This is a genomic window from Halorussus litoreus, from assembly GCF_003382685.1.
Lineage (GTDB): Archaea > Halobacteriota > Halobacteria > Halobacteriales > Haladaptataceae > Halorussus > Halorussus litoreus.
In genome coordinates this window covers 1-26,727 of the sequence record NZ_KZ859517.1, presented here as the reverse complement: position 1 = coordinate 26,727, position 26,727 = coordinate 1, and the positions used below count along the sequence as shown (strand labels likewise).

The 26,727-nt window shown below is 63.3% G+C and carries 23 protein-coding genes; 12 read left to right on the top strand and 11 right to left on the bottom strand.

Features of this window, described 5'->3' with window-relative positions:
• Positions 1 to 163 precede the first annotated feature (163 nt).
• On the top strand, positions 164 to 754 hold the full coding sequence (locus DPQ64_RS08165; protein WP_115863863.1) for a 50S ribosomal protein L15e: 591 nt from the start codon (positions 164 to 166) through the stop codon (positions 752 to 754).
• Positions 755 to 782: 28 nt separating this feature from the next.
• Here DPQ64_RS08165 and DPQ64_RS19755 read toward each other — a convergent pair whose 3' ends face one another.
• Positions 783 to 908, bottom strand: coding sequence for a hypothetical protein (locus DPQ64_RS19755; protein WP_269814475.1), 126 nt, complete (start codon positions 906 to 908; stop codon positions 783 to 785).
• A gap of 98 nt (positions 909 to 1,006) precedes the next feature.
• Between DPQ64_RS19755 and ubaA the strand changes: the two genes are divergently transcribed.
• Both ubaA and DPQ64_RS08155 read left to right on the top strand, forming a co-directional pair.
• A complete protein-coding gene (ubaA, locus tag DPQ64_RS08160; protein ID WP_115863862.1) occupies positions 1,007 to 1,843 on the top strand; it encodes an SAMP-activating enzyme E1 in 837 nt (278 codons plus the stop codon).
• A 170-nt stretch (positions 1,844 to 2,013) separates the two neighbouring features.
• A complete protein-coding gene (locus tag DPQ64_RS08155) occupies positions 2,014 to 2,583 on the top strand; it encodes a DoxX family protein (RefSeq protein WP_115863861.1) in 570 nt (189 codons plus the stop codon).
• 403 nt (positions 2,584 to 2,986) lie between these two features.
• Here the strand turns inward: DPQ64_RS08155 and DPQ64_RS08150 are convergent, their stop codons facing one another.
• From DPQ64_RS08150 to DPQ64_RS08140, 3 genes are all read right to left on the bottom strand, one after another.
• The gene (locus tag DPQ64_RS08150) at positions 2,987 to 4,579 is read right to left on the bottom strand and encodes a Mur ligase family protein (RefSeq protein ID WP_198662054.1); all 1,593 of its coding nucleotides are present in this window, start codon (positions 4,577 to 4,579) and stop codon (positions 2,987 to 2,989) included.
• Positions 4,576 to 5,742, bottom strand: a complete 1,167-nt coding sequence (locus DPQ64_RS08145; RefSeq protein ID WP_115863860.1) for a poly-gamma-glutamate biosynthesis protein PgsC/CapC — start codon at positions 5,740 to 5,742, stop codon at positions 4,576 to 4,578. The genes DPQ64_RS08150 and DPQ64_RS08145 overlap by 4 nt, the downstream gene beginning before the upstream one ends.
• 66 nt (positions 5,743 to 5,808) lie before the next feature.
• Complete coding sequence (locus DPQ64_RS08140) at positions 5,809 to 6,180, bottom strand: response regulator transcription factor (RefSeq protein WP_115863859.1); 372 nt, start codon at positions 6,178 to 6,180, stop codon at positions 5,809 to 5,811.
• Positions 6,181 to 6,362: 182 nt separating this feature from the next.
• Here DPQ64_RS08140 and DPQ64_RS08135 point away from each other — a divergent pair, with 182 nt between their 5' ends.
• Positions 6,363 to 9,773 carry a PAS domain-containing protein gene (locus DPQ64_RS08135; RefSeq protein ID WP_394338833.1) on the top strand — a complete coding sequence of 1,137 codons (3,411 nt, stop codon included), beginning with the start codon at positions 6,363 to 6,365 and terminating at the stop codon, positions 9,771 to 9,773.
• Between the two features lie 101 nt (positions 9,774 to 9,874).
• Here DPQ64_RS08135 and gfo6 read toward each other — a convergent pair whose 3' ends face one another.
• Complete coding sequence (gfo6, locus tag DPQ64_RS08130; RefSeq protein WP_198662053.1) at positions 9,875 to 10,957, bottom strand: D-xylose 1-dehydrogenase Gfo6; 1,083 nt, start codon at positions 10,955 to 10,957, stop codon at positions 9,875 to 9,877.
• 83 nt (positions 10,958 to 11,040) lie between these two features.
• Positions 11,041 to 11,715, bottom strand: a complete 675-nt coding sequence (locus tag DPQ64_RS08125; RefSeq protein WP_115863857.1) for a helix-turn-helix domain-containing protein — start codon at positions 11,713 to 11,715, stop codon at positions 11,041 to 11,043.
• A gap of 85 nt (positions 11,716 to 11,800) precedes the next feature.
• On the opposite strand from DPQ64_RS08125, the gene DPQ64_RS08120 reads away from it, so the two are divergent.
• Positions 11,801 to 12,751, top strand: a complete 951-nt coding sequence (locus tag DPQ64_RS08120) for an alpha/beta fold hydrolase (RefSeq protein WP_115863856.1) — start codon at positions 11,801 to 11,803, stop codon at positions 12,749 to 12,751.
• 17 nt (positions 12,752 to 12,768) lie between these two features.
• Here DPQ64_RS08120 and DPQ64_RS19170 read toward each other — a convergent pair whose 3' ends face one another.
• The gene (locus tag DPQ64_RS19170) at positions 12,769 to 13,089 is read right to left on the bottom strand and encodes a DsbA family oxidoreductase (protein WP_269814474.1); all 321 of its coding nucleotides are present in this window, start codon (positions 13,087 to 13,089) and stop codon (positions 12,769 to 12,771) included.
• Between the two features lie 155 nt (positions 13,090 to 13,244).
• Positions 13,245 to 13,901 carry a helix-turn-helix domain-containing protein gene (locus DPQ64_RS08110; protein WP_115863854.1) on the bottom strand — a complete coding sequence of 219 codons (657 nt, stop codon included), beginning with the start codon at positions 13,899 to 13,901 and terminating at the stop codon, positions 13,245 to 13,247.
• Positions 13,902 to 14,078: 177 nt separating this feature from the next.
• On the opposite strand from DPQ64_RS08110, the gene DPQ64_RS08105 reads away from it, so the two are divergent.
• Positions 14,079 to 15,479 carry an FAD-dependent oxidoreductase gene (locus tag DPQ64_RS08105; protein WP_115863905.1) on the top strand — a complete coding sequence of 467 codons (1,401 nt, stop codon included), beginning with the start codon at positions 14,079 to 14,081 and terminating at the stop codon, positions 15,477 to 15,479.
• A 267-nt stretch (positions 15,480 to 15,746) separates the two neighbouring features.
• Here DPQ64_RS08105 and DPQ64_RS08100 read toward each other — a convergent pair whose 3' ends face one another.
• The gene (locus DPQ64_RS08100; RefSeq protein WP_115863904.1) at positions 15,747 to 16,403 is read right to left on the bottom strand and encodes a helix-turn-helix domain-containing protein; all 657 of its coding nucleotides are present in this window, start codon (positions 16,401 to 16,403) and stop codon (positions 15,747 to 15,749) included.
• A gap of 171 nt (positions 16,404 to 16,574) precedes the next feature.
• Here DPQ64_RS08100 and DPQ64_RS08095 point away from each other — a divergent pair, with 171 nt between their 5' ends.
• Positions 16,575 to 18,227, top strand: a complete 1,653-nt coding sequence (locus tag DPQ64_RS08095) for an NADH-quinone oxidoreductase subunit D (RefSeq protein WP_115863853.1) — start codon at positions 16,575 to 16,577, stop codon at positions 18,225 to 18,227.
• Between the two features lie 337 nt (positions 18,228 to 18,564).
• Here the strand turns inward: DPQ64_RS08095 and DPQ64_RS08090 are convergent, their stop codons facing one another.
• Positions 18,565 to 19,725 carry a halo transducer protein gene (locus DPQ64_RS08090; RefSeq protein WP_115863852.1) on the bottom strand — a complete coding sequence of 387 codons (1,161 nt, stop codon included), beginning with the start codon at positions 19,723 to 19,725 and terminating at the stop codon, positions 18,565 to 18,567.
• A 217-nt stretch (positions 19,726 to 19,942) separates the two neighbouring features.
• On the opposite strand from DPQ64_RS08090, the gene DPQ64_RS08085 reads away from it, so the two are divergent.
• The 5 genes from DPQ64_RS08085 to DPQ64_RS08065 all read left to right on the top strand — a co-directional run bounded on the left by DPQ64_RS08085 (position 19,943) and on the right by DPQ64_RS08065 (position 26,159).
• On the top strand, positions 19,943 to 21,145 hold the full coding sequence (locus DPQ64_RS08085) for a substrate-binding domain-containing protein (RefSeq protein WP_115863851.1): 1,203 nt from the start codon (positions 19,943 to 19,945) through the stop codon (positions 21,143 to 21,145).
• A gap of 158 nt (positions 21,146 to 21,303) precedes the next feature.
• Complete coding sequence (pstC, locus tag DPQ64_RS08080; RefSeq protein WP_115863850.1) at positions 21,304 to 22,431, top strand: phosphate ABC transporter permease subunit PstC; 1,128 nt, start codon at positions 21,304 to 21,306, stop codon at positions 22,429 to 22,431.
• Positions 22,431 to 24,113: a phosphate ABC transporter permease PstA gene (pstA, locus tag DPQ64_RS08075; RefSeq protein ID WP_115863849.1), complete on the top strand. Its 1,683-nt coding sequence runs from the start codon at positions 22,431 to 22,433 to the stop codon at positions 24,111 to 24,113. The genes pstC and pstA overlap by 1 nt, the downstream gene beginning before the upstream one ends.
• Positions 24,106 to 25,104: a phosphate ABC transporter ATP-binding protein PstB gene (pstB, locus tag DPQ64_RS08070; protein ID WP_115863848.1), complete on the top strand. Its 999-nt coding sequence runs from the start codon at positions 24,106 to 24,108 to the stop codon at positions 25,102 to 25,104. Before pstA ends, pstB begins: the two co-directional genes overlap by 8 nt.
• 8 nt (positions 25,105 to 25,112) lie before the next feature.
• Positions 25,113 to 26,159, top strand: a complete 1,047-nt coding sequence (locus tag DPQ64_RS08065; RefSeq protein ID WP_115863847.1) for a phosphate uptake regulator PhoU — start codon at positions 25,113 to 25,115, stop codon at positions 26,157 to 26,159.
• 23 nt (positions 26,160 to 26,182) lie between these two features.
• On the opposite strand, the gene DPQ64_RS08060 is transcribed toward DPQ64_RS08065, so the two are convergent.
• Positions 26,183 to 26,557 (bottom strand): thioredoxin family protein, encoded by a 375-nt coding sequence (locus DPQ64_RS08060; RefSeq protein ID WP_115863846.1) that lies wholly within the window; start codon positions 26,555 to 26,557, stop codon positions 26,183 to 26,185.
• Positions 26,558 to 26,727 lie beyond the last annotated feature (170 nt).

Below are 26,727 nucleotides of genomic sequence, written 5' to 3'. Positions count from 1 at the left end.
GGCGCGCCCCCCCCCCCCCCCCCGCGGGGCGCCCCGCCCCCCCCCCCCCCCGCCCCGCCCCCCCCCCCCCCCGCGACCGCAGGACGGGATGTGGCCCGCGGGGCTGACGCGACGTCGCGTCGGCCCCGCGGGCTGAACCACGCAACGCCCGTGGTGAGACACCATGGCAAAGAGCTTCTACTCGCACATCAAGGACGCGTGGAAAGATCCGGACGACGGCGATCTCGCCGAACTCCAGTGGCAACGAAAGCAGGAGTGGCGCGACCAGGGGGCAATCGAGCGCGTCGAGCGCCCGACTCGCCTCGACAAGGCCCGCGAACTCGGCTACAAGGCCAAGCAGGGCGTCGTGGTCGCTCGCGTGAGCGTTCGCAAGGGGTCGGCCCGCAAGCAGCGGTTCAAGGCCGGCCGCCGGTCGAAGCGCCAGGGGGTCAACCGCATCTACCGGCGCAAGAACCTCCAGCGCATCGGCGAGGAGCGCGCCTCCCGGAAGTACCGCAACCTGCGCGTGCTCAACTCCTACTGGGTCGGCGAGGACGGCAGCCAGAAGTGGTTCGAAGTCATCCTGCTCGACCCCGAGCACGGCGCGATCCAGAACGACGACGACCTGAACTGGATCTGTAACGACGACCACCGTGGCCGCGCGTTCCGCGGCCTCACCAGCGCCGGCAAGGACAACCGCGGCCTCCACCAGAAGGGCAAGGGCACCGAGCACAACCGCCCGAGCAACAACAGCGGTCAGGGTCGCGCGAAGTAGCGACCCCGACTGGACTCGATTTCGATTTTTACGCCGTGACGATCGTCACGGCCGAGACGCCGACCATTCCGAGCGCGAACAGCGCGAGGAAGCGTTTCGAGAACGAGGCGTCAGCCGTCGAGTCGGCTGGCGCGGCGTGACCGGTTCGAGACATGTCGACTGGCGACGTAGCGTACCCCGATAACGTCTCGGGACGGTGACCGAAGACACCGGAGCCGCGGATTTATACCCGACAGCGCCCTACGTTCGCGCATGAGCGGACTTTCGCTCGACGCGACCCAGCTCGACCGCTACTCCCGGCACATCATCATGGACGAGGTGGGTCCCGAGGGTCAGCAGGCCCTGCTCGACGCCGCGGTGCTGGTCGTCGGCGCGGGCGGACTCGGATCGCCGGTCGTCCAGTACCTCGCGGCCGCGGGGGTGGGCGAGCTCGGGATCGCCGACGACGACGTGGTGGAGTTGAGCAACCTCCAGCGCCAGATAATCCACGGCAACGACGACGTCGGGCGGCCGAAGGTCGAGTCGGCGGCAGACTTCGTCGCCGACCTGAATCCCGACGTCGACGTGGGGACCCACGAGGTGCGAGTCGAACCCGACAACGTCGAGGAACTGATCGCGGAGTACGACTTCGTGGTCGACGCCACGGACAACTTCCGGACGCGCTACCTCGTCAACGACGCCTGCACGCTCTCGGGGACCCCCTTCTCCCACGGCGCGATCTACAAGTTCGAGGGGCAGGTCACGACCTTCACCACCGAGGGGCCGTGCTACCGGTGTCTGTTCCCCGAAGCGCCGCCGGAGGGGATGGTCGCCGACTGCGCGAGCACGGGCGTGCTCGGCGTGCTCCCCGGCACCATCGGGAACATTCAGGCGACCGAGACCGTCAAGTACCTGCTCGGCGTGGGCGAGGACCTCGACGCGGGCGAACTGCTCGACGGCCGGATGGTGTTCTACGACGCGATGGCGATGAGCTTCGAGGAAGTGCAGTTCCGACAGAATCCCGCGTGTCCAGTCTGCGGCGACGACCCCATCGACTCGCTGGCAGCCGTCGAGTACGCCGAGGAGTCCTGTCCGGTCAGCGCCGACTGAGCGCATTCCGACGGGCCTGTTCGGGCGGCCGGTCCGGCCGCCCGAACAGGCCCGTCTGACGACCGGTATCGAACGTCTTCGGCTCGCTCTTTACGGTTCTCCGGATCTGAGAATCACGCTCCCTTTATATGTGGTATCGCCGCGTCTGTTCATCTGTAAGGTGAACGACGATGGCAACTAACGAAATCAACACCGGAATCAACGAGTTCGAGAGCACGATCGGCGGTCTGACGGTCCGCGGGAAGGCCCACAGTCTGAGCGCGTGGTTCGTCCTCGCGCTCCGGCTCATGATGGGCTACGCGTTCCTCTACTCGGGCGTGGACAAACTCCTCGCGGCCGAGCCGTTCAGCGCGACCGGCTACCTGATGAACGCGGTTCCGGCCGAGAGCCCACTGGTGGGCATATTCCACTGGATGGGTTCGACGCCGTGGTTCGCCGACTTCCTCAGCGTGGCCGTGCCGTGGGGCGAACTCCTCATCGGTGCCGCACTGATCGTCGGCTTCATGACCCGCCTCGCGGCGTTCTGGGGCGCGTTCATGATGCTGATGTTCTACTTCGGCAACTGGGAGGTCGCCCACGGACTCATCAACGGGGACTTCGCGTACATGCTGGTGTTCCTCTCGGTGGCGGCGTTCGGCGCAGGCCGCATCCTCGGCCTCGACGCCATCGTGGAGAACTACGACCTCGACGGCGAGACGCTGGTCGAGAGGTACCCCAGGCTGCGCTACGTCCTCGGCTGAACGCGCCCGTTCTTTTCCCGTAATCGACGAACGACGGCTACTCCTCCTCTCGCTCTCGGCGCTTCCGCCGGGCAGATTTGATGCACAGAAGCGCGAAGAAGTCACGCACGAGGGTCGTTCCGTCCCGGTAGTACCCCTCGTGTTCGGATTCGTCGAAAGACGGTTCTCCGGGAGTCGAAAGTTAGTGACACTAGAAGATACTGGACATGACACGTTCGAGAACACGCCCACATCTAATGCGAAGGCCCACGCAGTACAGAGACAGAGGAACTGTTCGAGATCTGCTAGTTGAGTCGCTCCCGTGCTCTCTCGTTCAGAAAGCCCAACAGCGTCGCCTGTTGAGGTAGTGCCGCATCAGCCCTGAACTGCTAGGTTTAAACGAGAGACGGCTCGTGTTGGGCATCTAGCGATTCACAACTGAATCGCCAGTCGCCTTTCTTTTCTCTTTCACTCGGCGTTCGATCGATGCTTGTATATCACGCATAAACTCGTCTACCGTATTTCCCATAAGAATGACCGGTCGTCCTGTCGCGAGCAGTTCTGTGAGAACCTGGTCTGGGTCTGCATCCCGGCTGTGGCACTCGGTCGGAACATCGATATTCTCAGCGAATGCGCGTGTGTTAGCCCCACCAGCGTGAACTTCCTCGATTACATCCCGCTCGAAAAGCAATTCGATATATTGAGCAAATGACGCCGTCCGCCCTCGTCGATCTCTTCGGAGGTACACGAATGGGGTGATGTATTCATCATCAACGAGCACCCGTCGAACCATCTCCGTACTTTCGACGTCGTTTACCTCGGCAGCGTTGAAGATGCGTCCGCCTTCAACTGCTATCCACGTCGGTTGAATCGACCTGAGGAACGATTCGATCTCCTCAGTTGGAAGCGGTGGTTCACCAACAGCGTCTAACACTGCATCGACTGCATGAATCGTTTCGGAACCGATCAGTCCTTCGTGTTCGGGGGGAATCTCGACCTGCTCGATAGTTCCTCCGCGACGTTCGATCTCATTTTGCATATATTCGTGCAACACCGGGTGCTGCTCACCGCTCACGACGTGTGTCCCCGCTGGGACCGACCGCGCAAACGAGCGTGCGAGGTCCGTCCGAGTCTTCCCGAGGGTATCTGTGTGGTCCTGACGAACGTTTGTTAACACGATGATATCCGGATCGGTCAGACGCTGGTTGAATAACCGGGTCGTGTATCCTGTGATTCCTTGGTTTTCGAATATTGCGACATCGTCCGGTTCGTATGCATCGAGTTCGGGGACGAACTCTGCGATGAGACTGATATTCTCGTAGAGCGTCGTTCGAGGTCCCCGTCGTTCGATAGGATGGACCTCGCCGTTGTGGATCAGTAGCGGATGGTTGCCGGTGATTTTCGTGAGTGTATCATACTCTCGCCGGTTGAATACGTCGTCGAGTCGTTGGGTAGTTGACGATTTTCCACGAGTCCCCGACACGACAATCTTAGTGTCAATCTGATTAAGGATGTTGCGGTGTCGGACACCCCTCGTTACTTCACTCACCAGCCCTGACAAACTCGACGAACCGACTTCGATGGGTTTTGGACCGGTCTTCCACTCATATTCGGCCCCAACCAAAAACATGGGAAGCGCCCCTGCCGCGTAGTTGAGGAACTGTTCCGACGCGGACTTCGCGGAGATTTCCGTCGGGAACCGATCAGCACTGTGCCCCAGTACCCCGTTTGCAGTTTTGAGCCGCCAGACCCAATTGTTTCTTCGGTCCGGGAGCTCTCCCGACGGTGTGGGTTCTTGCTCGACGATAATCTCAGGCGTGTCGACATCGGTGTCTGGGAACGATTTGTCAGCCCCTGATAGTTCGGCAACAGCGGCTCGAACTATATCAACTGCTTCGCGTGCCCCTCGGGACGTATCGTAGTGGCGACTACCGGTTGCTAGTACCTCCGCCGGGTTCCTGAGACGCCACGACCAGCCGAACCCACGGCCGTAGATCTCGAAGCCAGTCCGACTCATGTTTCACCTCCTTCGGAGAGAACCGACGCGGAGAGAACCTCATCTTCATCTGGAGGTGACACGGTGTACCAGTACGAGCCTCCCAGAGCAGCCACCCAGAGAACCGTTGCAATCCCCAGTACAGGCAACGTCAGCTCTTGTGGAAACCCGCGCGGTTGGGGCGAACTGAACAGTCGAGCGATAATCAACGCGGGGACGAACACCACAATTTGAAGCGGAACGAAGAGGCGACGTTCGAAGGGCGCCGACGCATGCGCGTTGTACGCCCCGACACCTGCTAAAATCGCAGTGAAGAACGCCGACAGTCCTCGTTCAATCGGGAAGACGAACGTCAGCGATACCGCAGCGAAAATCGCGACTGCAACAGTCACACCAAGAAGAACCCGTCCGTACCGGAGTGTAAAATAGTTCGATAGCTGAATGAAGCCAAACGATAGCGCGAGCAAGAGCACGTACAGAACCACGAGCCAATAGCTCGCCAGCGCGTAAATAGCGAGAAGGACCGCACCGATGATCCCGACACGAACACCAAACCGACCACGGAGCCGTTCAGAGAGAACGAGCCCACCAGCGAACAGACTGGCCACGATTTCCCGAGGTAGTATTACCGATTCGGGATCGACGGACACTGCAACACTTTTGTAGATAGCGACGTCCGCAGTCGAGGAAAAGAGGATCGGAGGCGTCAACGCGCCAAACTGACGGGCAAATCCATTAGAGACCAGCACCCATCCGAGCGCAGTGAGACTGACGAATAACCCGACACTTGCCAGGAGGTCGTTTCGACGGTATTCCGGCTTGATTCGGTGGTAATTGTACGCTGCTAGTCCAGGGAGAATACTGCCCAGAAACGCGATTACCCCTACGTCGATACCTAACTGGAGAATAAAAAAGAGCGTGATTACTGGAACGATTGTTCCGATAACTATTGCTGCGACGAGTTCGTCACGACCGAAAATTAACGTTCGGCGACGTAAGATCGACAGGCCGACGAAGGCGGCTGCAGCGCTCGACAGAAAAACGGGAAGCATGACGAAGTTCTTTAGCGTGTATACGGCGAGAATGGGAACGGTAATCGATCCACCCATACGATACCCCGTGAACTGGGTAATCGCCCCGACGCTTAGAAGACCGACCACCCCGACTAGTGTAGCCACCCACATGAAGGTTCTATGTATCGTAGCGCTCTCTCCCTCTTTACTGTTTCAATTCGAGGATGTACGGTTCGCTTACTCGAGAATTTGCTGAACACGCCCGTAAAGTTCGGATTTATTGAATGGTTTAGCCAGAAAATCATCCGCACCTGCCTCAAGCGCTCGAACGATATCTTCCTCTCGGCTCCGAGACGTTAGCATAAGAACTGGTATATCCTGTGTGTTCCCCTGTTCTTTCATGCGGTCAAGAACGGAAAATCCATCCATTTCCGGCATCATAACGTCAAGAACAACCACCTTCGGTAGCGAATCTGAATGCCCTTCTAAATAACGCCATGCCTTCTCGCCGTCTTCGACTGTCTCCACGTCGAACTCCTCGCTGAGACTGACGTGAATCATCTCTCGAATGTCTTCGTCGTCGTCAGCAGCCAAAATGCCCGCGAACATGCTAGCGAAGCCTCTTCGCGCGTTCTTAAATAGATTCGGTCTTCGACAGACGAATCTCCATATCAATCGCTGTCATTCCGGTCGTGGTGGAGGGTGATAGCTCTCGGCGCGATCGAAGACGTATATCTGGACCACCTCAATAGGAAACACTTAATATATTATTTGGGCCATATACAGTAACTGTGCCTGGTCTTCCGGACGAAATGGCCGATACGATCCAGGTCCTCTACGTGAACTCGGATTCCGCGTTCGCGGAGCTGGTCCAAACTAAACTGCAACAGAAGAGCCTCGATATTGATTGTATTTCTGCGAAAGGTATCGATGAGGCGCTTCAAACCCTCGGCACGGAACGGATCGACTGTATCGTAACGGCGTACTCGCTCGAAGATTCGGACGGTATCGGGCTTACGAAGTCGATTAGACAGCAGAACGATGACATCCCGATAATCCTATTTACCGGACAGGGAAGTGAAGAAATCGCGAGTGAATCGACTCGTGCCGGCGTATCTGACTACATTCCGGTTCGGTCGAATCGTGATAACTTCACACTACTTGCGACTCGCATCCGAACGCTGTCACAAGCTGCACGAGAACGACAGGCGGCCGAGCAGACGAATCGACGTCTCCAACGAACGCTCGAACGGACAACTGACGCGGTCTACACCGTCAATGCCGAGTGGCGTATCGAATACATGAACGAGACGATGGCCGAACGAGTCGACTGTGATCCGGACACAGTCATCGGGGAAACGCTCTGGGAGGAGTTTCCGTCCATCACCGGGACAGAACTCGAAGCGCGGTATCGAGAGGCAATGGAGACCGGGGAACCGGTTTCGTTCGAACACCATCTCGGAGAGCCGTTCAACTACTGGGTCGAAGTGCGCGCCTTTCCAGACGAGGATGGACTCACGGTATTCTCCCAGAATATCACCGGCGAGCGTGAGCGGCAACTGGAATTAGAACGAAACGAAGCCATTTATCAGAACATCCACGACGTCATATTCGTCCTCGAAAAAAACGAAACCGTTCGATTTGCAAATCCAGCCGCGGCACGGGTGCTGGGAGACACACCACCGGATTCGATCGAGGGGACCCAACTCAGTACTCTCGTCGATGGTCGAATTCCGGAATCGGACGCTCAGGCGTTTACTCGTGCGGTCAATGAACTGCTACGCGAGATACCCGGAGCCGGCGGTACCACGGTGCCCGCCGACTCTGACCTCCGGATCGACATGTCGACGCCTACGGGACAGCGAACGTTCGACGTTCGACTCACGCCGGTTCAGATCAGTGAACGTCCGCAGATAATCGTCGTCGCACGAGACGTCACAACTCAACACGAGGTCAAACAGGAACTCGAGCGCCAACAATTCCTGTTCGACCGCGTTCAGGATATCGCAGACATCGGTGTCTGGGAGTACTTCCCGGCGACCGACGAGCTCACGTGGTCTGACGGGGTGCGTCGGATTCACGGTGTCGACGAGGAGTACGAACCGTCACTCGAGGATGCAGTCGGTTTCTATCATCCTGAGGACAGAGAAACGATTACGACAGCGGTCGACCGAGCGATCGAGGACGGGGAACCCTACGATCACGACCTACGAATCGTTGCGGACGACGGTGAGGTGCGTGACGTTCGGGCGTGGGGAGAGTTCGTCGAGAACACACAGCACGGCGGTTCAGCGCTTCGAGGCGTTTTTCAAGACATAACGGCGGGGAAGGCGGAACGACGCAAGCACCGAGAACTGGCGGAAGAATACGAAGCGTTGCTCGAAACATCCGGAGACGCGATATTCTTGGTCGACGTGGATACCGCTGGCGAGGACCCGTCGTTCGAGTTCGCCCGACTCAGCCCCGGATACGAGACCCAGACCGGACTCACAACTGAAGAGGTTCGCGGCAAGACGCCGCGAGAGATTTTCGGCGACGAACAGGGTGCCGAACTCGAAGCCAATTATACTCGCTGCGTCGATCAGGGTGCACCGGTTTCGTATCAGGAGGAACTCGACATCGGTGACGATGCTCGGTTCTGGGAGACGGCCCTCGCCCCAGTCATCGTCGACGGCGAGACCGTTCGGGTTGTGGGCATCGCTCGGAACGTGACCGAACAGGTCAGACGAGAGCGTGATCTCGAAACGACGAACCAGCGACTGGAGTCCCTCATCGAGGCGACGCCGCTCACCGTGATGGAGATCGACAGTGACGGGGCCGTCACCCGCTGGAACGACGAGGCTGAAAGTATGTTCGGCTGGTCGCGGGAAGAAGTGGTCGGCGAGTTCAATCCGATCGTCTCGGACGAGCAGCAGTCCGAGTTTGCCTCACACCGGGAACGCGCCCTGAGCGGCGAGCGGATTCGTGCGAAGGAGATACGCCGGGAAACGAGGGACGGAGAGATGTTGGACCTGCTTTTGTCGGTCGCTCCCATCACCAGCCCCGACGGGGAAACGACGAGCATCCTCGCCGTCTTGGAGGACATTACTGAACAGAAACAGTTGGAGGCCCGACTCCGCTCACTTCAAGAGACCGCACAGCAACTTAGCGGCGCTGAATCGAGCGAAGAGATCGGATCCATCGCCGTTGATGCGGCAGTCGAGATTCTCGGCCTCGATATCACTGGGATTTGGGAATACAACGAACGAGAGGATGCACTCGTCCCAATTACGGAAAGTCCTGCAGCACGAGAACTGTTTGGCGATTCCCCGCGGTTTACCACCGGCGACGGTCTGGCTTGGGACGCGTTCGAGTCGGGAGAAACCCAGGTATATGACGATGTCCGGGCCGAGGATCACCCCCATAACCCGTACACAGAGATCCGAAGTGAGATCCTCATCCCACTGGGCGAGTATGGGCTTATCTCGACGGGGGCAGTTTCCCCGCAGGTCTTTTCTGAGACCGACGTTGACCTGTTTCGGATTCTTGGTTCGACTGTCGAAGGAGCACTCGCACGAGCGAGTCGGGAAGAGGAACTCCACCAACAGAACGAGCGGCTTGACCAGTTCGCGAGCGTCGTTGCCCACGACCTTCGGAACCCGCTCTCCGTCGCGATGGGGTTCCTCGAAGTCGCAGAGGAGACCGGAAACACGGATCATTTCGAAAAGGTGGCGTCGGCACACGACCGCATCGAACGACTCATCGAGGACCTCCTTACCCTGGCGCGTGGAGAGACGAACATCGAGGACGCAGAAGAGGTCAACCTCGAGAGAATTACGACCGAGGCATGGGGATACGTCGACACTGACGAGGCAACGCTTACGGTTACAGATGAAGTCCCGACAGTGACCGGCGACGCAGGTCGTCTAACCCAACTCGTTGAGAATCTGTTCCGGAATGCAGTCGAACACGGTGGCTCCGACGTCACGGTTACCGTCGGTCGACTGGCCGATGATAACGGATTTTACTTTGAGGACGATGGCAGCGGGATTCCCCCGGAGAGGCGAGACGAAGTGTTCAAGCACGGCGTCACGTCCAGCGAGGGAGGAACTGGCTTCGGACTCTCGATCGTGGCCGACATCGCGAAGGCACACGGCTGGGCGGTCTCGGTGACAGACGGAACCGATGGCGGGGCACGGTTCGAGTTTACGAGGTCGGAATAACTACTCGTTGTCAGTAATCAAAACTGGGCCTGCAGCCTGTCCATTGAGAACACCAGCCTCAACGTCTGACCACGTTATAAAATAAACCGTGTATCGCGATATCAAATCTCCGTCAGCGCCACTCGGGCGTCCGCCGCCGCACTCTCGTAGACGGCTTCTATCGCCTCGATGTCGACGAGACCGTGGCGGCCGTCGGGGTAAATCTCCCGACCGCTTCGGACCTGGTGGCCGAAGTAGTCGAACTCCTCGCGCATCTGGTCGATCTCCTCGTAGTCGACATTCGCTCGCGTGTCGTCGACTTCGAGCGTAAACCGGCGGTTCGCCCGGTCGAAGAAGGCCGGTTCGAGGCCGACCTGCCCCTCGGTGCCGACGACGGTGAGGTGGCTCGACTGGTGGGCGTGCTGGCTGGCCGCGCAGACCGCGAGCGTGCCGTCGTCGAACTGGACCTGAAACGTCGCGGCCTCGTCGGGCACGTCGCTGAAGGCCTCGTCCCCGGACCGCGTGAACGCCGACACGGCTTCGGGGTCGGCGTCGAGGACGAACCGCGCGGTGTTGATCGGATAGATGCCCAGATCGGTCACCGACGCGCCCGGGCCCGCGAGGTCGGGGTCGAGCCGCCACTGGTCGGGGTCCGGGATCATCTCCAGCAGGCGCTGGGACATGCTGCCGTGGACGTACACCGGGTCGCCGATAGCCCCCTGCTGGACGAGTTCGCGCGCCCGGCGGACGGCGGGGTCGGTCTGCATCCGGTAGGCGACCATCAGCGGGACGCCCGCGTCTTCGCAGGCCTCGACCATCCGGCGCGCTCGGTCCGGGGAAGCCTCCATCGGCTTCTCGCAGAGCACGGCCTTGCCGAACTCGGCGGCCGACTCGACGAATTCGAGGTGCGTGGCGTTCGGCGTGGCGACGTACACCGCGTCGTACTCGTCGGTCGCCTCGCCAGCGTGGAACCCCTCGTAAGTGAGCCCCGTCTCGGCGTGGTCGGCCTCGTCGGCCGCCGTCTCAGCCTTCTCGCGCTCGCTGCTGACGAGCACCGTGGTCTCGCAGAAGTCCCCGTCCGCGACCGCGGGGATGGCCTCCTCACGGGTCCACCAGCCCAGCCCGATCATCGCGATCCGGAGCGGTTCGAGGTCGGTGTCGGTCCGCCAGTCGCGTCGGCCGAACGCCGAGAGCGCGTCGTCCATGCCGGAAGACGCGACGCCCACGCGGACGTAGCTTTCGGCGCGGGTCGTCGCCGGTTGGTGCGGGTCGTCGCCGGTCGGCGCAGTTACTCGGAACCGAGCCCGGGGCCGTCTCGCGCTTCGCCGACCTGCCCCCGGACGACGGCCGCCTGTCCCTTCCTGACGAGTTCGGAGGCCGTGCTCTCGGTACAACCGAGTTCGGTTGCCACGTCCCCCATCGTCCCCGTTCGCGGGACGTCGTAGAACCCCACGTCGACCGCGACCGCGATGGCCTCCCGCTGGCGGTCGGTGAGCCGTTCGGTGCCGCCGGGACCGCCGTACTCGCCGACGCCGGTGAGCGAGTAGTCGACCGCGCCGTCGAGGCGCGCGAGCAGGTCGCCGACCCCCGACCGCGTCCCGACGAACGTGAACTCCACGGTGCCTTCGCTCTCGTACGTGATCGGCGGCAGAGCGACGACCGCAGGCGTCGCCAGCGCGTCCGCGAGGCGGGCGTCCATCTCGAATCGCTCCTGCTGGACGAACGCGTACGTCGTCGCTCCGTCGGCCGAGAGCGCGTACGAGCTGACGACCGGGAGGGCCTCGACTAGCGGTTCGACCGCCGGCTCCGGGCCGTCGAGCCGCGAGAGCGTCGTCGGCGTCTCGCGAACCACGTCCCACGCTACCACCTCTGCGGTCGAGATATCGTCGGCGTTCATCACCGCCCGGTGCAGCGGGTGGGCGTTCTCGCGGGACCGTTCGAGCGCGAGCGAAACGCGTTTCACGTCGGGAGGTTCGTCGGGTAGATATTTAAACCACCGCTTGAGAACGGCGATTCATACATGTCGGTCGCGTGCGAACGTTCACGTAATGACGAACGCACCGACGAACGTGGCGACGACGACCGCCGGTGAATCGGCCAGTTCGACCGACGACGCAAGTACGGCTACCCTCGTCGACGCGCCGGTACGGACCGCCCGGACGAGCGCCGGAGCGCGCCTCTCGTACGCGACCTACGGCGACCCGGACGGCCTCCCGCTGGTGTTCCTCCACGGAACGCCCGGGTCGCGACTGCTCGGCGGTCTCCTCGACGACGCGGCCGCTCGCGAAGGCGTTCAGGTGATCTCGCCGGACCGACCCGGACACGGTCGCTCGGTCCTCCCGGCCGACTTCGACCTGTCGGCCGCCGGTGACCTCGTCGCGACCCTCGCGGACGACGTAGGCGCGGACGAGGTCGCGGTCGCGGGGTTCTCGGCCGGCGGAGCGTACGCGCTCGCGGCCGCCGCGACTGCACCCGAGCGCGTGCGCTCGGTCGACCTCGTTTCGAGCGCGGTCCCGCCCCGATTCGTCGACGATCAGCCGGCCGTTACGCAGTTGCTCGGTCGACTCGCCCGGACGACCCCGAGGCTCCTCTCGTTAGGCTTCCGTCTCCAGGCCGCGCTCGCGGGCGTCCTCCCGCAGGGGACGGTCGCCGCACAGTACACCGCCGAGTCGAGCCCCGTCGAGGTAAGCGAGGCGGTCGAGCGACTCGTCGCGACCGACTTTCAGGAGTCGTTCGCGCGGAGTGAGGACGGTAATGGAGCTGTCACCGACTTCGGATTCCTCTCGACGCCGTGGAACGTCGCGGTCGAGTCGGCGTCGTGCCCGGTTCGAATCTGGCACGGCGACGCTGACGCGAACGCGCCGGTCGAGGGCGCGCGCGGACTCGCCGCCGCGCTCCCCGACACGGAATTGAGGACGTTCGACGACCACGGTCATCTGGAGACGCTGCTCGCGGCGCAGGGTCGCGTCGTCGAGGCGGTGGCTCGGCGGGAATCGTAGGGTCGGTCGTCGGGAGTTCAGTTCGCGCCCAGTATCAACCGCTCGAACTGGGCGGGCGGAATCGCGTCGCGGGCGGCGTGGTCCTCGTAGACGAACGTCGGGATGCCGGAGACGCCGGCCTGCTGGGCCTGCTCGAACCGCTCGCGGAGGGCGGCTTCGAGGTCGTCGTCCTCGGTCGCGGCCCGAATCTCGTCCTGATCGACCTCCGCCGTTTCCGACCCGAGATTCACGCCCTCGGCGACCTCGGCCAGCACGTCCGGGTCGCCGACGGCGCGGAAGCACGACCGCCTCCCTCTTAACTGAACACGGCCGGTGACAGTTCCCCACGAGTTATACACTGATTTTTGATGTTCGGTACCATAGCGCACACTGAGGAATCGAGCTCTGTATTGTGTGTTGATGATGAACCCGGACTCGCTATCTGACGGCCACGCTCCGAGAAGCTTCGATGATCGCTTCGCCACGAGTACCGCCGGAAGCGCGTGGGCCGGACTCACCGAACAAGGGCCCCGAATACCCTCGATTCGATTTTTCGGAGGTGTGTGCCGGCGGTCGTTGGTGCGATTCCAACGGCCTCGGCCACATCTTCGTGTGTCGCCGAACGTGGTTCACGATAATATCCCACTTCGACGGCCGCCTGAAGAACCTCTTGCTGCCGTGACGTGAGACATCGCATGAAAGCGTCTACATCGGGATCGTACTCACCCGTCTCAACCACCTCGAGGCCAAGGGATGTGGCTTCGACAGCCTTGTCGTACAACTCCTGGAAATCCGCTTCATCACCGAGATAGGTTATCCGCATTGACCCGTCGTCGTTAATAGGAATCGGCGTCTCGACGACGAGGTCTGATTCACGCCGCCACTCGAGCAGCTGCTGCACCGGACCCTGAGCGGTGAATTGACTCGTTGCTAGCCAGCGGTCGTCACCGGCGACGAGTGCTTCTTCTACGTGTGGTGATTCAGACATGAGCTGTTCGTAGCGTTGGCGGTTCCCGCTTCCCTCGGCGAGGGTTAATACGGTTTCACCTGCGAGCAGTTCGATATGATGGATGGCCTCTCGCTGGATAGACGGCTCGTCAGCCAATCGCTTGCCAACGGGATGGAACGCACTATCCGCCGTGGGTTCCAGACGGACGGTGAGGTAGCGCATACCTGGTGATACAGAGCGATCACTTAAAACGGCGTGTATACACCCCGATTCGCAGATGGTGGAGAACCTCCTATCGACAGTTGTGAATCGCAATGAATGCCCGACTCGATCGACCTGAGATCCGGAGAGGAGTAATCGGCTCTGTCGCAACTCCCCGTGCAGTGGAGGTGCTCTGAGATGTCTCTTGCAGAAATCGAGCGCTACGACCCGGAGTGTGTCTCGTGCGTGGGTGAGCGCGCCGTCGTCGTGGGCGGGAGTATCGCCGGGCTCGCGACAGCTCGCGTCTTGGCAGACGCGTTCGAAACCGTCGTCGTATTGGAACGCGACCCGCTTTCGGACGAGCCAGCCGCGCGTGACGGCGCGCCCCAGACCAGGCATCCGCACGTGATGTTGGAGGCTGGTCGTGCGACGCTCGAGGACCTGTTCCCTGGATTTTGTGAGCATATTCTCGCCGAAGGCGGGCTCATGATCGACTTTAGCACCGACATCAAGGAATACAACAGAGGCGGCTTCCTAGCTGACGCCCGGGAGCGGTACCCGACGTACTGTGCAAGCCGCGCACTGTTCGAACACGTCATCCGCCAACAACTGGACTCCGTCGAGAACGTCGAGTTACGCGGTGGACGTCAGGTCACTGGGTATCTGGCCGACGCCGATGCATCGGCAGTCACAGGCGTACGCGTCCGAAACGGTGACACGGAGGCGACACTAACGGCAGATCTCGTCGTTGATGCGACCGGTCGGACCAGTCAGACGCCGAGATGGCTGGAAGCCCACGGGTATGATGCGGTCCCGGTCGACGAAGTCACGATCGATGTTTCGTACAGATCGCTTCGACTCGAACGCCCACCAGATGACCGTCGAATGCGGATGGTAGCGCCGGCGGCTCCACGGACGCGCGGCGCTGCACTCATCCCCATCGAGGACGACCGGTGGGAGGTCATCGTACAGGGAATCCACGGCGATGATCCGCCGACCGACAGAGAGAATCTTATCGAATATACTGAACAGCTCCCGGTGCCGACGATTGCCAACCTGATGAAGCGCCGTTCGTGGACCTCGGACGAGATCCGACAGTACCCCTATCCTGCGAGCCTTCGCCGGCGATACGAAGCACTTTCCGAGTTCCCCGAGGGACTGGTAGTCATGGGCGACGCCATCGCCAGTTTCAATCCGATCTATGGGCAAGGGATGTCCGTAGCAGTTCTCGAAGCGGTCTGCTTGCACCACGCGCTGGCCGCAGGCGGACTTGACGCTATCGGCAACCGTTTTTTCGATCGCTCGGAAGGGGTCGTGGATAACGTCTGGAACATCGTGGTCGGTGGTGACTTCAACTATCCAGAGACGACAGGGCCCCAACCGACCGGTGCTGGTCTGACGAACTGGTATATGGATCGTCTCGTGCGTCGGGCTCAGTCTGACCCAGCGTTGAGTGAGGCCTTCGCCCGCGTGACGCGCTTAGAGGAACCACCGACGACCCTGTTGGAACCTGGAATCGCCTGGCGTGTGTTACGACCCGCGACAAGCCAGCTATCACTGCGGTCGTTAGGTCGCCGTACGATTAGTGCGCTCTCCTGAACGGGACCCAATCAGATACGTAGCAATAATACGGTTGATAGTTTCTCTACTCGAAATCGAGCAGAAAGTACGGTATCATTCGATCGACCATACCTGTCGGAGGCGTCCACTTACAAACAGTGGGCTAAGAAAACAGTCGTAACGTACGATATGTAAAGTGAAGTTATCTGTGAACTCCACGCAGTACCGCTATATCGTGTGTCCCAAGTCGGGTTCAGCGACCAACAGACAACACTGTAAATCGACGGGGTTCGACTGTAACAAAGGCTACAGGTCGTCTATACTCTGTTCACTTCTCCCCGAAACTCCGACGGCGCGATGGACGAGCCTCGACTCAGCCTTTCGTAGATGCTGAGCAACCGTACTCGGGCCACAGTCGAGTCGATCCGATACGTCGGCGACGGTCGCCTCTCGCGGTTCTTCGTAGTAGCCCGCTTCGATCGCGGTTGCGATGATCTCTTGCTGGCGATCCGTCAGTTGGCTTCCGGGATAGGCCACGTCAGGGACTTGACTCCGTATTCGCTGGACCGATATGTCTACCGTTTCCGGAGTCTGCTCAAGCGTTCGCTGGAGCGCGCTGGCCTCACCCACGATCGTGAGTTGAATCGACTTGTCGACATCGTACACGACCGGCGGAACGACGACCACGTCTTCACCGGCATAGGCAGCTACCAACGTTCTGTCGCCCCCTTCTAATTGCTCCCGGACGTACAGGTAGAATCCGTCGGTCTCGGACGCGACCGACGAGTCCACGTAGTCCACCGTCGATAGGTCGCCCAGTTCGGCGAAAAACGGCTCTTTCGGGCCGTCCACGTGAAACAGTAGGACGTTCGTTTCCCCGACGCGAGGGTTCCACTGGAGTAGTCGTGTGGGTCCGTACTCCGGTCGCTCTGCGACGAAGGCATGCATCGGATGGGTCGACATCTCTCCGAGGTCGAGTCCGAGGGTGAGCGATTTCACGCCTTGAACGTTCCATTCCGGACATATAAATAACCCCAGATGTGGAGCAGAACGGCCTCCAACACTGCATCCCAACGTCCGGTACGGACAGTCCAACAAAGGGCTTCGGTTCGACAGTTTCCAGCACGTCCACTTATGAGTTCACAAATACCGACAAAGAAGTCTCGCTCCGACGCCGCGACGGCCGCTGATCGACTCGGCGACCGCATCATCGCACGTGACGATCACGTGAACGCACCGGGGTTTGTCATCCGGCCGGACACGGTTCAAGAAGTTCTGACCACGCTTCGTGACGAGGCGGGGTTCGACCACTGCTCCTGCGTGACCGCCCAAGAGTACGAGGACCGCTACGAGACGATCTACCACCTTCGGAAGTACGACGATCCGACCGACGAGGTGAGCGTCGTCGTTCCAACCTCGAAGTCGAGCCCTGTTTCGGAGTCGGGCGAACCCGTATATCGAACGGTCGACTGGCACGAGCGGGAGGCGTACGACCTGATCGGTATCGAATACGAGGACCACCCCGACCTGCGTCGCATTCTCCTGCCGGAGACGTGGCAGGGCCATCCGCTCAGTCTCGACTACAATCAGGACAAGCCCCAGCTCGTCACCTTCGATGAGAACGAAAATCGGGGCGAGGACGCGACGGACGGTGAGGAATCTGACTCGATGTTCCTCAACATGGGACCCCACCATCCCGCGACCCACGGCGTCTGTCACCTCCAAACGGTGCTCGACGGCGAACAGGTCGTCGACGTCGAGCCCGACATCGGCTACATTCATCGGTGTGAGGAGCAGATGTGCCAGCAGTCTAATTACCGCTACCAGATCATGCCGTACCCCGACCGCTGGGACTGGAGCGGCGCAGGGCTGTTGAACGAGTGGGCCTACGCCCGTGCGGCAGAGACACTCGTCGACATCGACGTGCCAGAGTACGCCCAAGTTATCCGGACGATGAGCGCCGAACTCTCCCGGATTCTGGGACACTTACTTGCGGTTGGGGCGTACTCGCTGGACATCAACGGCGACTTCTCGGCGACGTTCATGTACGCCATCACCGAGCGCGAAAAAGTACAGAACATCCTCGAAGACCTCACTGGCCAGCGGCTCATGTTCAACTATTTCCGACTCGGTGGTGTCGTGTGGGACCTCCCCGAACCTCGGGAGGAGTGGTTCGACAACGTTCATTCGTTCCTCGATGGGTTGCCCGAGCGGTTACAGGAGTTTCACGACCTCCTCACAGCGAACGAAATCCTCCAGAAACGAACCATCGACACCGGTGAACTCCCACCGGACGTGGCGAAGTCGTACGGCTGTACGGGACCGGTCGCTCGCGGGTCTGGCATCGACTACGACCTGCGGCGCGACGATCCCTACGGTTATTACGACGAACTGGACTGGGACGTCGTCACCGAGGAGGGGTGTGACAACTTCGCTCGCCTGCTCGTTCGACTCCGGGAGATAGAGGAATCTGGCCAAATCGTCCGCCAGTGCGTCGACCTGCTCGAGGATTGGCCCGAGACGGAACGCGACATCCAGAGTAACGTCCCCCGCACCATCCGCCCCGACCATGATGCGGAGGTGTACACCGCCGTCGAGGCCGCGAAGGGAGAACTTGGAATCTACATCCGGTCGGATGGCACTGAGACGCCCGCACGATTCAAAATCCGCGGGCCTTCGTTCTCGAACCTCCAGGTGCTGTCAGAAATCGCCGAGGGCGAGTACGTTCCGGATCTCATCGCTTCGCTTGGGAGCCTCGACATCATCATGGGTGACGTCGACCGATGAGACGCGGTGAGCGACGAACACCCGACTGTGAACGTTCGTCTATATCGTCGCTTCGAATATGTAGGGAGATTTCCAAGGAGTGAATAGAGACCCGACCATGTCAAATATAAATATAGTGAGTGCCCTTCTCCCAACAAACTCATGCTGCCCGTCGCGAGGGAAGTAGCTAAACAACTCGGTCCGCCGTAGAGAACACGGTCAGCGTGTCGCCGTCGGTCGTACTCACGACGACCGACCGGGGTCCGGCGCGTAAAAGCGCCCGACCTCCCGCACAGTTCGCTGTCTTCGAAATCCGCCTGGCCGAAGGGAACGACGAGCGGGTCGAGAAGGATCGCCGTCAGGCCGACTCGGTCTCGGTCGGAACCTCGTCGCTCACGGCTTCGAGTCGGTCCGCGGGTCGGTGCTCCTCGAACGCCGACTCCACCGCCGACCAGTCGAGCGGTGGGTCCAAATCGGCCGTCTCGGCCTCGAACGACGCCACCCTGTCGCCGAAGCGGGCGGACCACGCGGGACGGGCGAGGTCGTCGAGCCGGTCGCCGAGCCCCGACCGCCGCGCGCCGAGGGCGTCGAGCCGGGCTTCGAGGTCGTCCATTTCTTCGAGGCCGTCCATTCGTCCGCCGGCGGGGTCGGCCGCTCGATTGTCGTCGCGGGCCGCCCGCTCGGCCCACGTCCGGAGGTCGGCGAGCTCGGCCCGGAGGTCGGCCAGCAGGAGCCCCAACACGCGGTGGCGGAGCCGAGCGACCGCCCAGTCGACCCCCGTCGAATCGGCGTCGGGATCAACTGCGTCGGAGTTAGCCGCGTCGCCTCTCGGCGCGGTCGGCATCTCGTCGAGAGTGGTCGCGAGGCCGTCGAGCGAGCACTCGACGGCGTCGATGTCCTCGCCGAACTCCTCGAATCGGGTCTCGGGGCTGTCGAGCCACTCCTCGAACGATTCGAGGTCCATCTGGAGCGCGTCGGCGTCGCGCTGGACGCGCTTGGCGGTCGCTCGGAGCCGGCGCGTCCCGACCGCGACCTCGTAGACCGAATCGGGGTCGCCGGTCTTCTCCACGAGGGCTTCGAGGTCGGAGCCGAGCGCCGACGCGCGGTCCTCGACCGCGGCCAGCCTCGACTCGAAGGCGTCGAGTCGGGCCGCGACCGCGTCGAGGTCCGACACCGACGCGGCCGCCTCTCGGGCGTCCGCGAGCGCGTGGCTCGCCAGTTCTGTGCGCGTCTCGGCCGTGGAGACCACCATCGACGTCTCGGTCAGCGCCTCCTCGACCGCGTCGCGGGTCACGACCCCGTCGGACGCGACCCGGTCGAGCGTCGCTCGGACCTCGTCGGGGTCGAGAGGGTTTGTCGCGGCCGATTCGGGAGCGTCGGTCGAAGCCGAGTCCGGGGCGTCGGCTGCTACCGGGACCGGTGCGTCGGCCGGATTCTCGGCCCTCCGGTCGAGGACCGCTTGGACGGCGTCTTCGACCGGGCGACCGAGGATGGAGTCGGAGGCGTCGTCGCGGGTCACGTCTCCCGGGTGGCCCCGAGACCCCATGTAACTTCCGTCAGTGCAGTACAGACGACTCCGGAGAGCAATATAGGCCACGTAGCCGGTACGTACGGCTCCCCTCTGAAATGATTCGACCGTACCCGCCGGTATCCGACCGTACAGGCCCGTAGCACGCCGTACCGGGGTAGTCACCTATTATAAACGGGTTTAGGAGGAAGCGGCGACGGTACAGGTGATGACGGCCGACCAGAAACGGCACGACGACGTGGTATCGCGGCGGAAGTTCATCGCGGCGTCCGGGGCCGCCGGGATCGCCGGCCTCGCCGGTTGCACCGGCGGACAGGACGGCGGCAACGAGACGACGGCCGACGAGTCTGGTGGGAACGACGAGGAGTCCGGTTCCGACGAGACGCAGAGTCAGGACACCGAACAGTCGAGCAACGAGGGCCCGTCGCTGCTGACCGCCGAGGGGTCCTCGACGGTGTACCCTATCTCGAACAAGGGCGCGTCCTACTGGGTGTCGAACGCGCCGCCGAGCGACGGCGAGTACTGGGGCGCGAACGACGAGGGCAGCGTCCCCGGCTGGGACGAACTCGGTCAGCCCGACATGAAGATCGCGGACTACTTCGCCAGCCTGTACGGGTTCGAGACGACCGGGAAGCGCTCGAAGCCACCGTTCGTCGTGAACGTCGGCCTGAGCCACTCCGGCACCGGCTGTAAGGCGGTCCGCGACGGGCTCGTGGACATCGGCAACTCCTCGGGGCCGATCACGGCCGAACTGGGCATCAGCGAGTCCGAGCGCGACGAGAACTACGTCGACCACGTCGTCGGTCGCGACGGCCAGCCGGTGGTCGTGAGCAGCGACGTCTCCGACGCCGGCGTCACCCAGCTCACGGGCGAGCAGATCCGGAAGATCTACCAGGACGAGATCACCAACTGGAGCGAACTCGGTGGGCCGGATCAGGAGATCTACTGCGTGGGCCGTGCGGAGGGGTCGGGGACCGACACCTCGTTCCGGCTCAACATGCTCGGTGACGCAAATGCCGCCATGCCCGGCGTCGACACCCGGCAGGGCCAGAACCACGGCGTCAGGCAGGTCATCCAGCAGAACGACGGCGCGATCGGCTACATGGCGCTGGCGTTCACCAACGACCAGGTCCGGCCCGTCGCCATCGACTTCGACGGCACCGTCTACAAGACGAGCCGGGACGCCGACCACACCATCTTCGACAGCGACTACCCGCTCAATCGGGACCTCCACATGTACACCACCATCACGGACGACACCCCGAGCGGGACCGACCGGCGCGAGGCCGCGTTCATCAACATGTTCCTGACGAGCTTCGGCCAGCAGCTGTTCGTGGAGGACAACAACTACATCCCGCTCCCGACCAAGGACATCGAGTCCGAGAAGGCCAAGCTGCCCGAGCAGGCGTAGACGGCGCGACGACCGCGCAGACGTAGCGCGGTCGGCCCCACCGACGACCGCGCGGTCGTCGGTGGGGCCGACCGCGGCGTGGCAGTCCGCGCGGCCGACCTCCTTCTTCGAGGCGGGAGCGAACCGACGCGGAAAACGAGATACGATTCACTGAACCAATGGGAACGACGGACGACGCGACTGACTGGCAGAGACACGCGAACCGACGGCTCGCGACGGCGCGCGAGTTCGTCGCGGAGACGGAGACCGACGCGCTCGCGGCCGGACTGGTCGGGGTGCTGGGACTCCTCGGGGGCTTCGTCGGCTTTCTCGTGACGTCCCAGTACACCTCGGTGGCCGTGGCCGCGTTCCTCGCGGCGGTGGGGTACGGCTGGGTCCGCCATCGTGAACTGACTGCACGCGCGGTGACGCTGGCCATGACGGTGTCGACGAGCCTGATACTGGTGTTGATCCTCGCGTTCATCGTGCTGGAGGCGCTGCCCGCGCTCCGATACGAGAGCGGCGAACTACTGGGCGTCAGCGTCCCCGGCCTGCGGATGTTCACCGGGACCGACTGGAACCCGGCGACGAACCCGAAACGCTTCTCGATGCTGCCGATGATACACGGGACGGTCCTCGTAACCATCGTCGCCACGCTGGTGGCCGGACCCCTCGGGGTGGCGGCCGCGCTGTTCCTCAGCGAGATCGCCCCGCCGAGGGTCCGGGAGTTCGTCAAACCGGGCGTCGAGATACTCGCGGGCATCCCCTCCATCGTCTACGGCTTCCTCGGCTTCGCCATCCTCGGCCCCTGGGTGAGCGACCAGTTCGACCTCGTCGGACAGGGGACGTACCTGTTCGTCGGCATCGTGGTCGGGCTGATGGCGCTCCCGACAGTGGTGTCGGTCGCCGAGGACGCGATCGACAGCGTCCCCGAGTCGATGAAGAGCGGGTCGCTCGCGATGGGGACGACAGACTGGCAGACCATGACCGCCATCACGATTCCGGCGGCGTTCTCGGGCGTCTCGGCCGCCGTCCTGCTCGGCGTGGGCAGGGCCATCGGCGAGACGATGGCCGCGACCGTGATGCTGCGCAACGAGCCCACCATCGCCGAACCGCTGTACAACGTGTTCTACGGGTTCGAGACGCTCACCTCGGTGATCGCCAACAAGTACGGCTCGGCGACCGGCCTCCAGGAGAGCGCGCTGTTCGTCGCCGGAATCGTCCTGTTCGTGTCGGTGCTGGCCCTGAGCATCGGCTCGCAACTCATCGAGGCGCACATGCACCGGAAGCTCGGGGGGAGCGAGTGATGACGGGCGCGACCGAAACCGGGGTCGTCCGCGGACGCGCGTCGACGGCCAAGACGGTCGCCGCGGCCGCGGTCGGCCTGTCGGCCCTGCTGTTCGCGCTCGCGCTGGCCGCGGGGTTCGAACTCCTCTCGCTGACCGGCCGACTGGCCGGGGTGCCGACGATACCGCTGCTTGGCGGGCTGCTCGTGACGCTCGGCGCGGCCGTGATCGCGTTCGGCGCGGGCTCGCGACTCGAACTCGTCGAGACCGACCCGAGTCGGTCGGCCGGACTCGTCGCCGGGACGCTGTTCACCGGCATCTGGTTCGTCGTGACCGGGCTGGTGGCGTCCCAGACGCTCGGCCTCGGAACGGTCGGCTGGCTCGCGGCGGCGTCGCTCGGCGGGGCCGCCGCGTTCGCCGTCACCGCGCTGCCGCGGGAGGACGTCGGCTCCACCGTGCCGGCGGGCGCGCTCGCAGGCTCCGTCGGCCTCGTGATGCTGACCGGCGGAATCGGCCCCGACTGGTCGTGGTCCCCGGCGGGCTTCTCCGACGCCCAGTCGGTGACGGTCTTCCCGCGGGTCGTGATTCCCATCGCGGTGGCGTTCTGCGCGCTGGTGGTCGGCTGGGCCGCGGCGAAGGCCTACGGCGGCTTCGGCGCGCGCGGCCGCCACCTCGGCGCCTACCTGCTCATCTACCTCAACGCGGGGTCGATCATCGCGGTCCTGTTCGTGCTCGTCGCGTTCGTGTTCGCCAAGGGCATCGACCCCGTGATGGCCGGAGTCACGGTCGGCCTCGGCGTCGGTCCGACGACGACGCTGGCCGTCGACCTCGTGATTCCGTTCGCGGACGTGCGCCTGTTCGGTCTCAGCTACGACGTGGTGTGGCCCGTCTCGTGGCCGTTCGTGATGAACGGTGCGAGCATCCTCAACGACGTGAACGGCGTCTGGCCCGCCATCGTCGGGACGATCTGGTTGGTCGTCGGCGCGGTCGCGCTGGCGGTCCCGCTCGGCGTGGGGTCGGCCATCTTCCTGACCGAGTACGCCGAGCGGGGCCGGTTCACGCAGGTCGTGGAGGTGGCGACCAACGCGCTGTGGAGCACGCCCAGCATCGTGTTCGGGCTGTTCGGGGCCGCGTTCCTCCTCCCGCGGTTCACCCCCACGCCAAAGAAGTCCCTGCTGGCCGGCATGATAACGCTCGGATTCATGCTGCTCCCGCTGGTGCTGATCACGGCCCGCGAGGCGATGCTGTCGGTCCCCGACGAGTACCGGGACGCCAGCGCCGCGCTCGGCGTCTCGAAGTGGCAGACGGTCCGGAGCGTGGTCCTGCCGGCCGCGATGCCCGGCGTGGTGACCGGCGTCATCCTCGGCGTGGGTCGGATCGCGGGCGAGACCGCGCCGCTCATCCTCACCATGGGCGGCGGAACCTTCGTGACCGTCGATCAGGCCGCGTCGGTGGTCGACAGCTTCCAACTGACGCTGTCGCCGCCGTTCGTAACCAACCCGGAGCTCACGCAGGCCACGACCGCGCTTCCGTACCAACTCTACCAGCTCATCCTCGCGAACGTCGGTCAGTCCTCGGGAATCGAGAACATGGACACCTTCCGGTGGGGGACCGCGCTGGTGTTGCTCGTCGTGGTCCTCTCGTTCTACGCCATCGGAATCGCGACGCGGCAGTACTTCAGGAGGAAACTCGACTATGAGTAACGCACGACACGACGCGGCGACGGACGGCAGCACAGACACCGGAACCGCCACGGACACCGGAACCGATGTCGATACCGGCACCGACGCCGACGACGACACCGACGGACACACCGCCACCGGACGACAGCACGGGACGACCACGACCGGCGAGACCGACGAGCGCATCCGAGCCGAGTGGACCGACTACGAGTTCGCGGGCGACGTCGCGCTGTCGGTCGAGGACCTCGACGTCTACTACGGCGACGAACAGGCGCTTCGGGGCGTCTCGCTCGACGTGCCCGCCGAGAGCGTGACCGCGCTCATCGGACCGTCGGGCTGTGGCAAGTCGACGTTCCTCCGGTGTCTCAACCGGATGAACGACCGAATCTCCTCGGCGCGCGTCGAGGGGTCGGTCGAACTCGACGGCGAGGAGATCTATCAGGACGCCGCCGACCTCGTTGCGTTGCGCAAGCGCGTGGGAATGGTGTTCCAGTCGCCGAACCCGTTCCCGAAGTCCATCCGGGACAACGTCTCGTACGGCCCGCGCAAGCACGGCGACGTCGACACCGGCCTCCTGAGCCGACTGCTCGGCCGGGACGACGAAGAGACCGAGGCGGAACTCGTCGAGCGCTGCCTCCGGAACGCGGCGCTCTGGGACGAGGTGAACGACCGTCTCGACGACAACGCGCTCGGGCTGTCGGGCGGCCAGCAGCAGCGACTTTGCATCGCGCGGTGTCTCGCGGTCGACCCGGACGTCATCCTGATGGACGAGCCAGCGAGCGCGCTCGACCCCATCGCCACCGCGAAGATCGAGGATCTCATCGAGGACCTCGCCGAGGAGTACACCGTGGTCGTGGTCACCCACAACATGCAGCAGGCCGCGCGCATCTCCGACCAGACCGCCGTCTTCCTCACCGGCGGTCGGCTGGTGGAGTACGACGACACCGACAAGATATTCGAGAACCCCGAGAGCCAGCGGGTCGAGGACTACGTCACCGGAAAGTTCGGGTGATCGCAGTGATGAACGACAACGCGGCGACGAACGCCAAGATGCAGACCCGGAAGCTCCAGAAGGTCGGCGGCTCGACGTTCACCGTCTCGGTGCCAAAGCGTTGGGCGCGCGCCCACGGCCTCGAAGCCGGCGACGACATCCACCTCCACGGCCACGACGACGGCTCGCTGGTGGTCCGGAGCGCCCAGATGGACGGCGGGGACCTCGCCAACGTCTGCATCGCGGTCCGGAGCGCGGCCAACGACGCGGTCGAACGCGCGCTCCGTGCGGCCTACGTGACCGGCTTCGAGGAGATCGAACTCGTCACCGACGACGGATTCAGCGCCGACCAGCGTCGAACCGCGAGTTCGCTGGCGAAGACGCTCGTCGGGACGGAAGTCATCACCGAGTCCGAGGACCGCATCGCGGTGCGGAACCTGCTCGACCCCGCCGACGTGTCGATCCGCCAATCGCTCATCCAACTCCAGTTCGTCTCGCTGTCGATGCACCGGGCCGCGACGGCCGCAGTAGCCGGCGACGCGACCGCCGACCACGTGCCCGGCCGCGACGACGAGGTCGACCGGCTGTTCGCCATGATAACCCACCACTTCAACCGCTCGCTGACCGACTTCGCGGAGCTCGACCACCTCGGCGTCGGCCGGACCGAGCTGTTCGAGTGCTACCTCACGGCTCGCCAACTCGAACGCGTGGCCGACCACGCCGTCGAGATCGCCCGAATCGCGAAGCACCTCGACGCCCCGGACGGCGACGAGGCGAACCCCCCGGGCCAGATCGTGGTGGAGATCGAAGCGGTCGCCGAGCAGGCCCGGCAGGTCGTCGAGGACGCCACCGACGCCGTCCTCGACGGTGACGCCGCCGAGGCGGCCCACCGGGCGCTCGACCTGCGTGACGAGACCGTCGCGGAGGCGGAGGCGCTCGACCGCGCGCTGTTCGAGCAGGCACCCGACGATGCATACCGGCTGACGCGCGTGCTCGACAGCCTCGTCCGAACCGCCGAGTACGGCGGGAACGTAGCCGAGCTCGCGGTCCAGTCTGCCGTGCGCAGCTGGGAGTAGGCGGGGTCCCGGCGGTGCCGAACCTACTCCGACTCGCCCCGGTCTTCCACGAACTCGACGATCGCCTCGGTCCCCTGGAACCCCTCGGCCATCCTGTCGACCAGTTCGCCGTCCTCGAACAGCAGGAGCGTCGGCGCGCTCCGCACGTCGTAGGCCTCGACCAGTTCGGGGTCGTCGCGAGGGTTGATCATCCCGACAGCGGCCTCGGTCGCGCGGGCGACGTTGCCCACGACCGGCTCGATTGACTGACAGAGGGAACAACCCTCGGTGTACAGGTCGACCAGCACGAGGTCGTGGTCGGCGACGAATGCCGCGAGTTCGTCGCCGTCCGCGAGGCGGACCGGCGTGTCGGGCGCTCGGGACTCCGCAGTGGCGCTCGCGTCGGTGGTATCGGTCACGAGAAGCGGTAGTGGTCTGGGAAGGTTAGCGCTTGCGCCGCGACTACTCAGCTGAGTCACCACTCTTCCGCCACACCACTCCACCGCCTCACCACTCCACCGCCTCACCACTCCACCGCCACACCGCTCGGCCGCGCCGCCGCGCGGGCCGGGGAATTTCCCCGGCCCGC

Bases quoted from the DNA above. Each gene is read 5' to 3' on its own strand.
- DPQ64_RS08165 (WP_115863863.1), top strand. From the start codon at position 164: ATGGCAAAGAGCTTCTACTCGCACATCAAGGACGCGTGGAAAGATCCG.
- DPQ64_RS19755 (WP_269814475.1), bottom strand. From the start codon at position 908: ATGTCTCGAACCGGTCACGCCGCGCCAGCCGACTCGACGGCTGACGCC.
- ubaA (WP_115863862.1), top strand. From the start codon at position 1,007: ATGAGCGGACTTTCGCTCGACGCGACCCAGCTCGACCGCTACTCCCGG.
- DPQ64_RS08155 (WP_115863861.1), top strand. From the start codon at position 2,014: ATGGCAACTAACGAAATCAACACCGGAATCAACGAGTTCGAGAGCACG.
- DPQ64_RS08150 (WP_198662054.1), bottom strand. From the start codon at position 4,579: ATGAGTCGGACTGGCTTCGAGATCTACGGCCGTGGGTTCGGCTGGTCG.
- DPQ64_RS08145 (WP_115863860.1), bottom strand. From the start codon at position 5,742: ATGTGGGTGGCTACACTAGTCGGGGTGGTCGGTCTTCTAAGCGTCGGG.
- DPQ64_RS08140 (WP_115863859.1), bottom strand. From the start codon at position 6,180: ATGTTCGCGGGCATTTTGGCTGCTGACGACGACGAAGACATTCGAGAG.
- gfo6 (WP_198662053.1), bottom strand. From the start codon at position 10,957: ATGGACGACGCGCTCTCGGCGTTCGGCCGACGCGACTGGCGGACCGAC.
- DPQ64_RS08120 (WP_115863856.1), top strand. From the start codon at position 11,801: ATGACGAACGCACCGACGAACGTGGCGACGACGACCGCCGGTGAATCG.
- DPQ64_RS08110 (WP_115863854.1), bottom strand. From the start codon at position 13,901: ATGCGCTACCTCACCGTCCGTCTGGAACCCACGGCGGATAGTGCGTTC.
- DPQ64_RS08105 (WP_115863905.1), top strand. From the start codon at position 14,079: ATGTCTCTTGCAGAAATCGAGCGCTACGACCCGGAGTGTGTCTCGTGC.
- DPQ64_RS08100 (WP_115863904.1), bottom strand. From the start codon at position 16,403: ATGTCGACCCATCCGATGCATGCCTTCGTCGCAGAGCGACCGGAGTAC.
- DPQ64_RS08095 (WP_115863853.1), top strand. From the start codon at position 16,575: ATGAGTTCACAAATACCGACAAAGAAGTCTCGCTCCGACGCCGCGACG.
- DPQ64_RS08085 (WP_115863851.1), top strand. From the start codon at position 19,943: ATGACGGCCGACCAGAAACGGCACGACGACGTGGTATCGCGGCGGAAG.
- pstC (WP_115863850.1), top strand. From the start codon at position 21,304: ATGGGAACGACGGACGACGCGACTGACTGGCAGAGACACGCGAACCGA.
- pstA (WP_115863849.1), top strand. From the start codon at position 22,431: ATGACGGGCGCGACCGAAACCGGGGTCGTCCGCGGACGCGCGTCGACG.
- pstB (WP_115863848.1), top strand. From the start codon at position 24,106: ATGAGTAACGCACGACACGACGCGGCGACGGACGGCAGCACAGACACC.
- DPQ64_RS08065 (WP_115863847.1), top strand. From the start codon at position 25,113: ATGAACGACAACGCGGCGACGAACGCCAAGATGCAGACCCGGAAGCTC.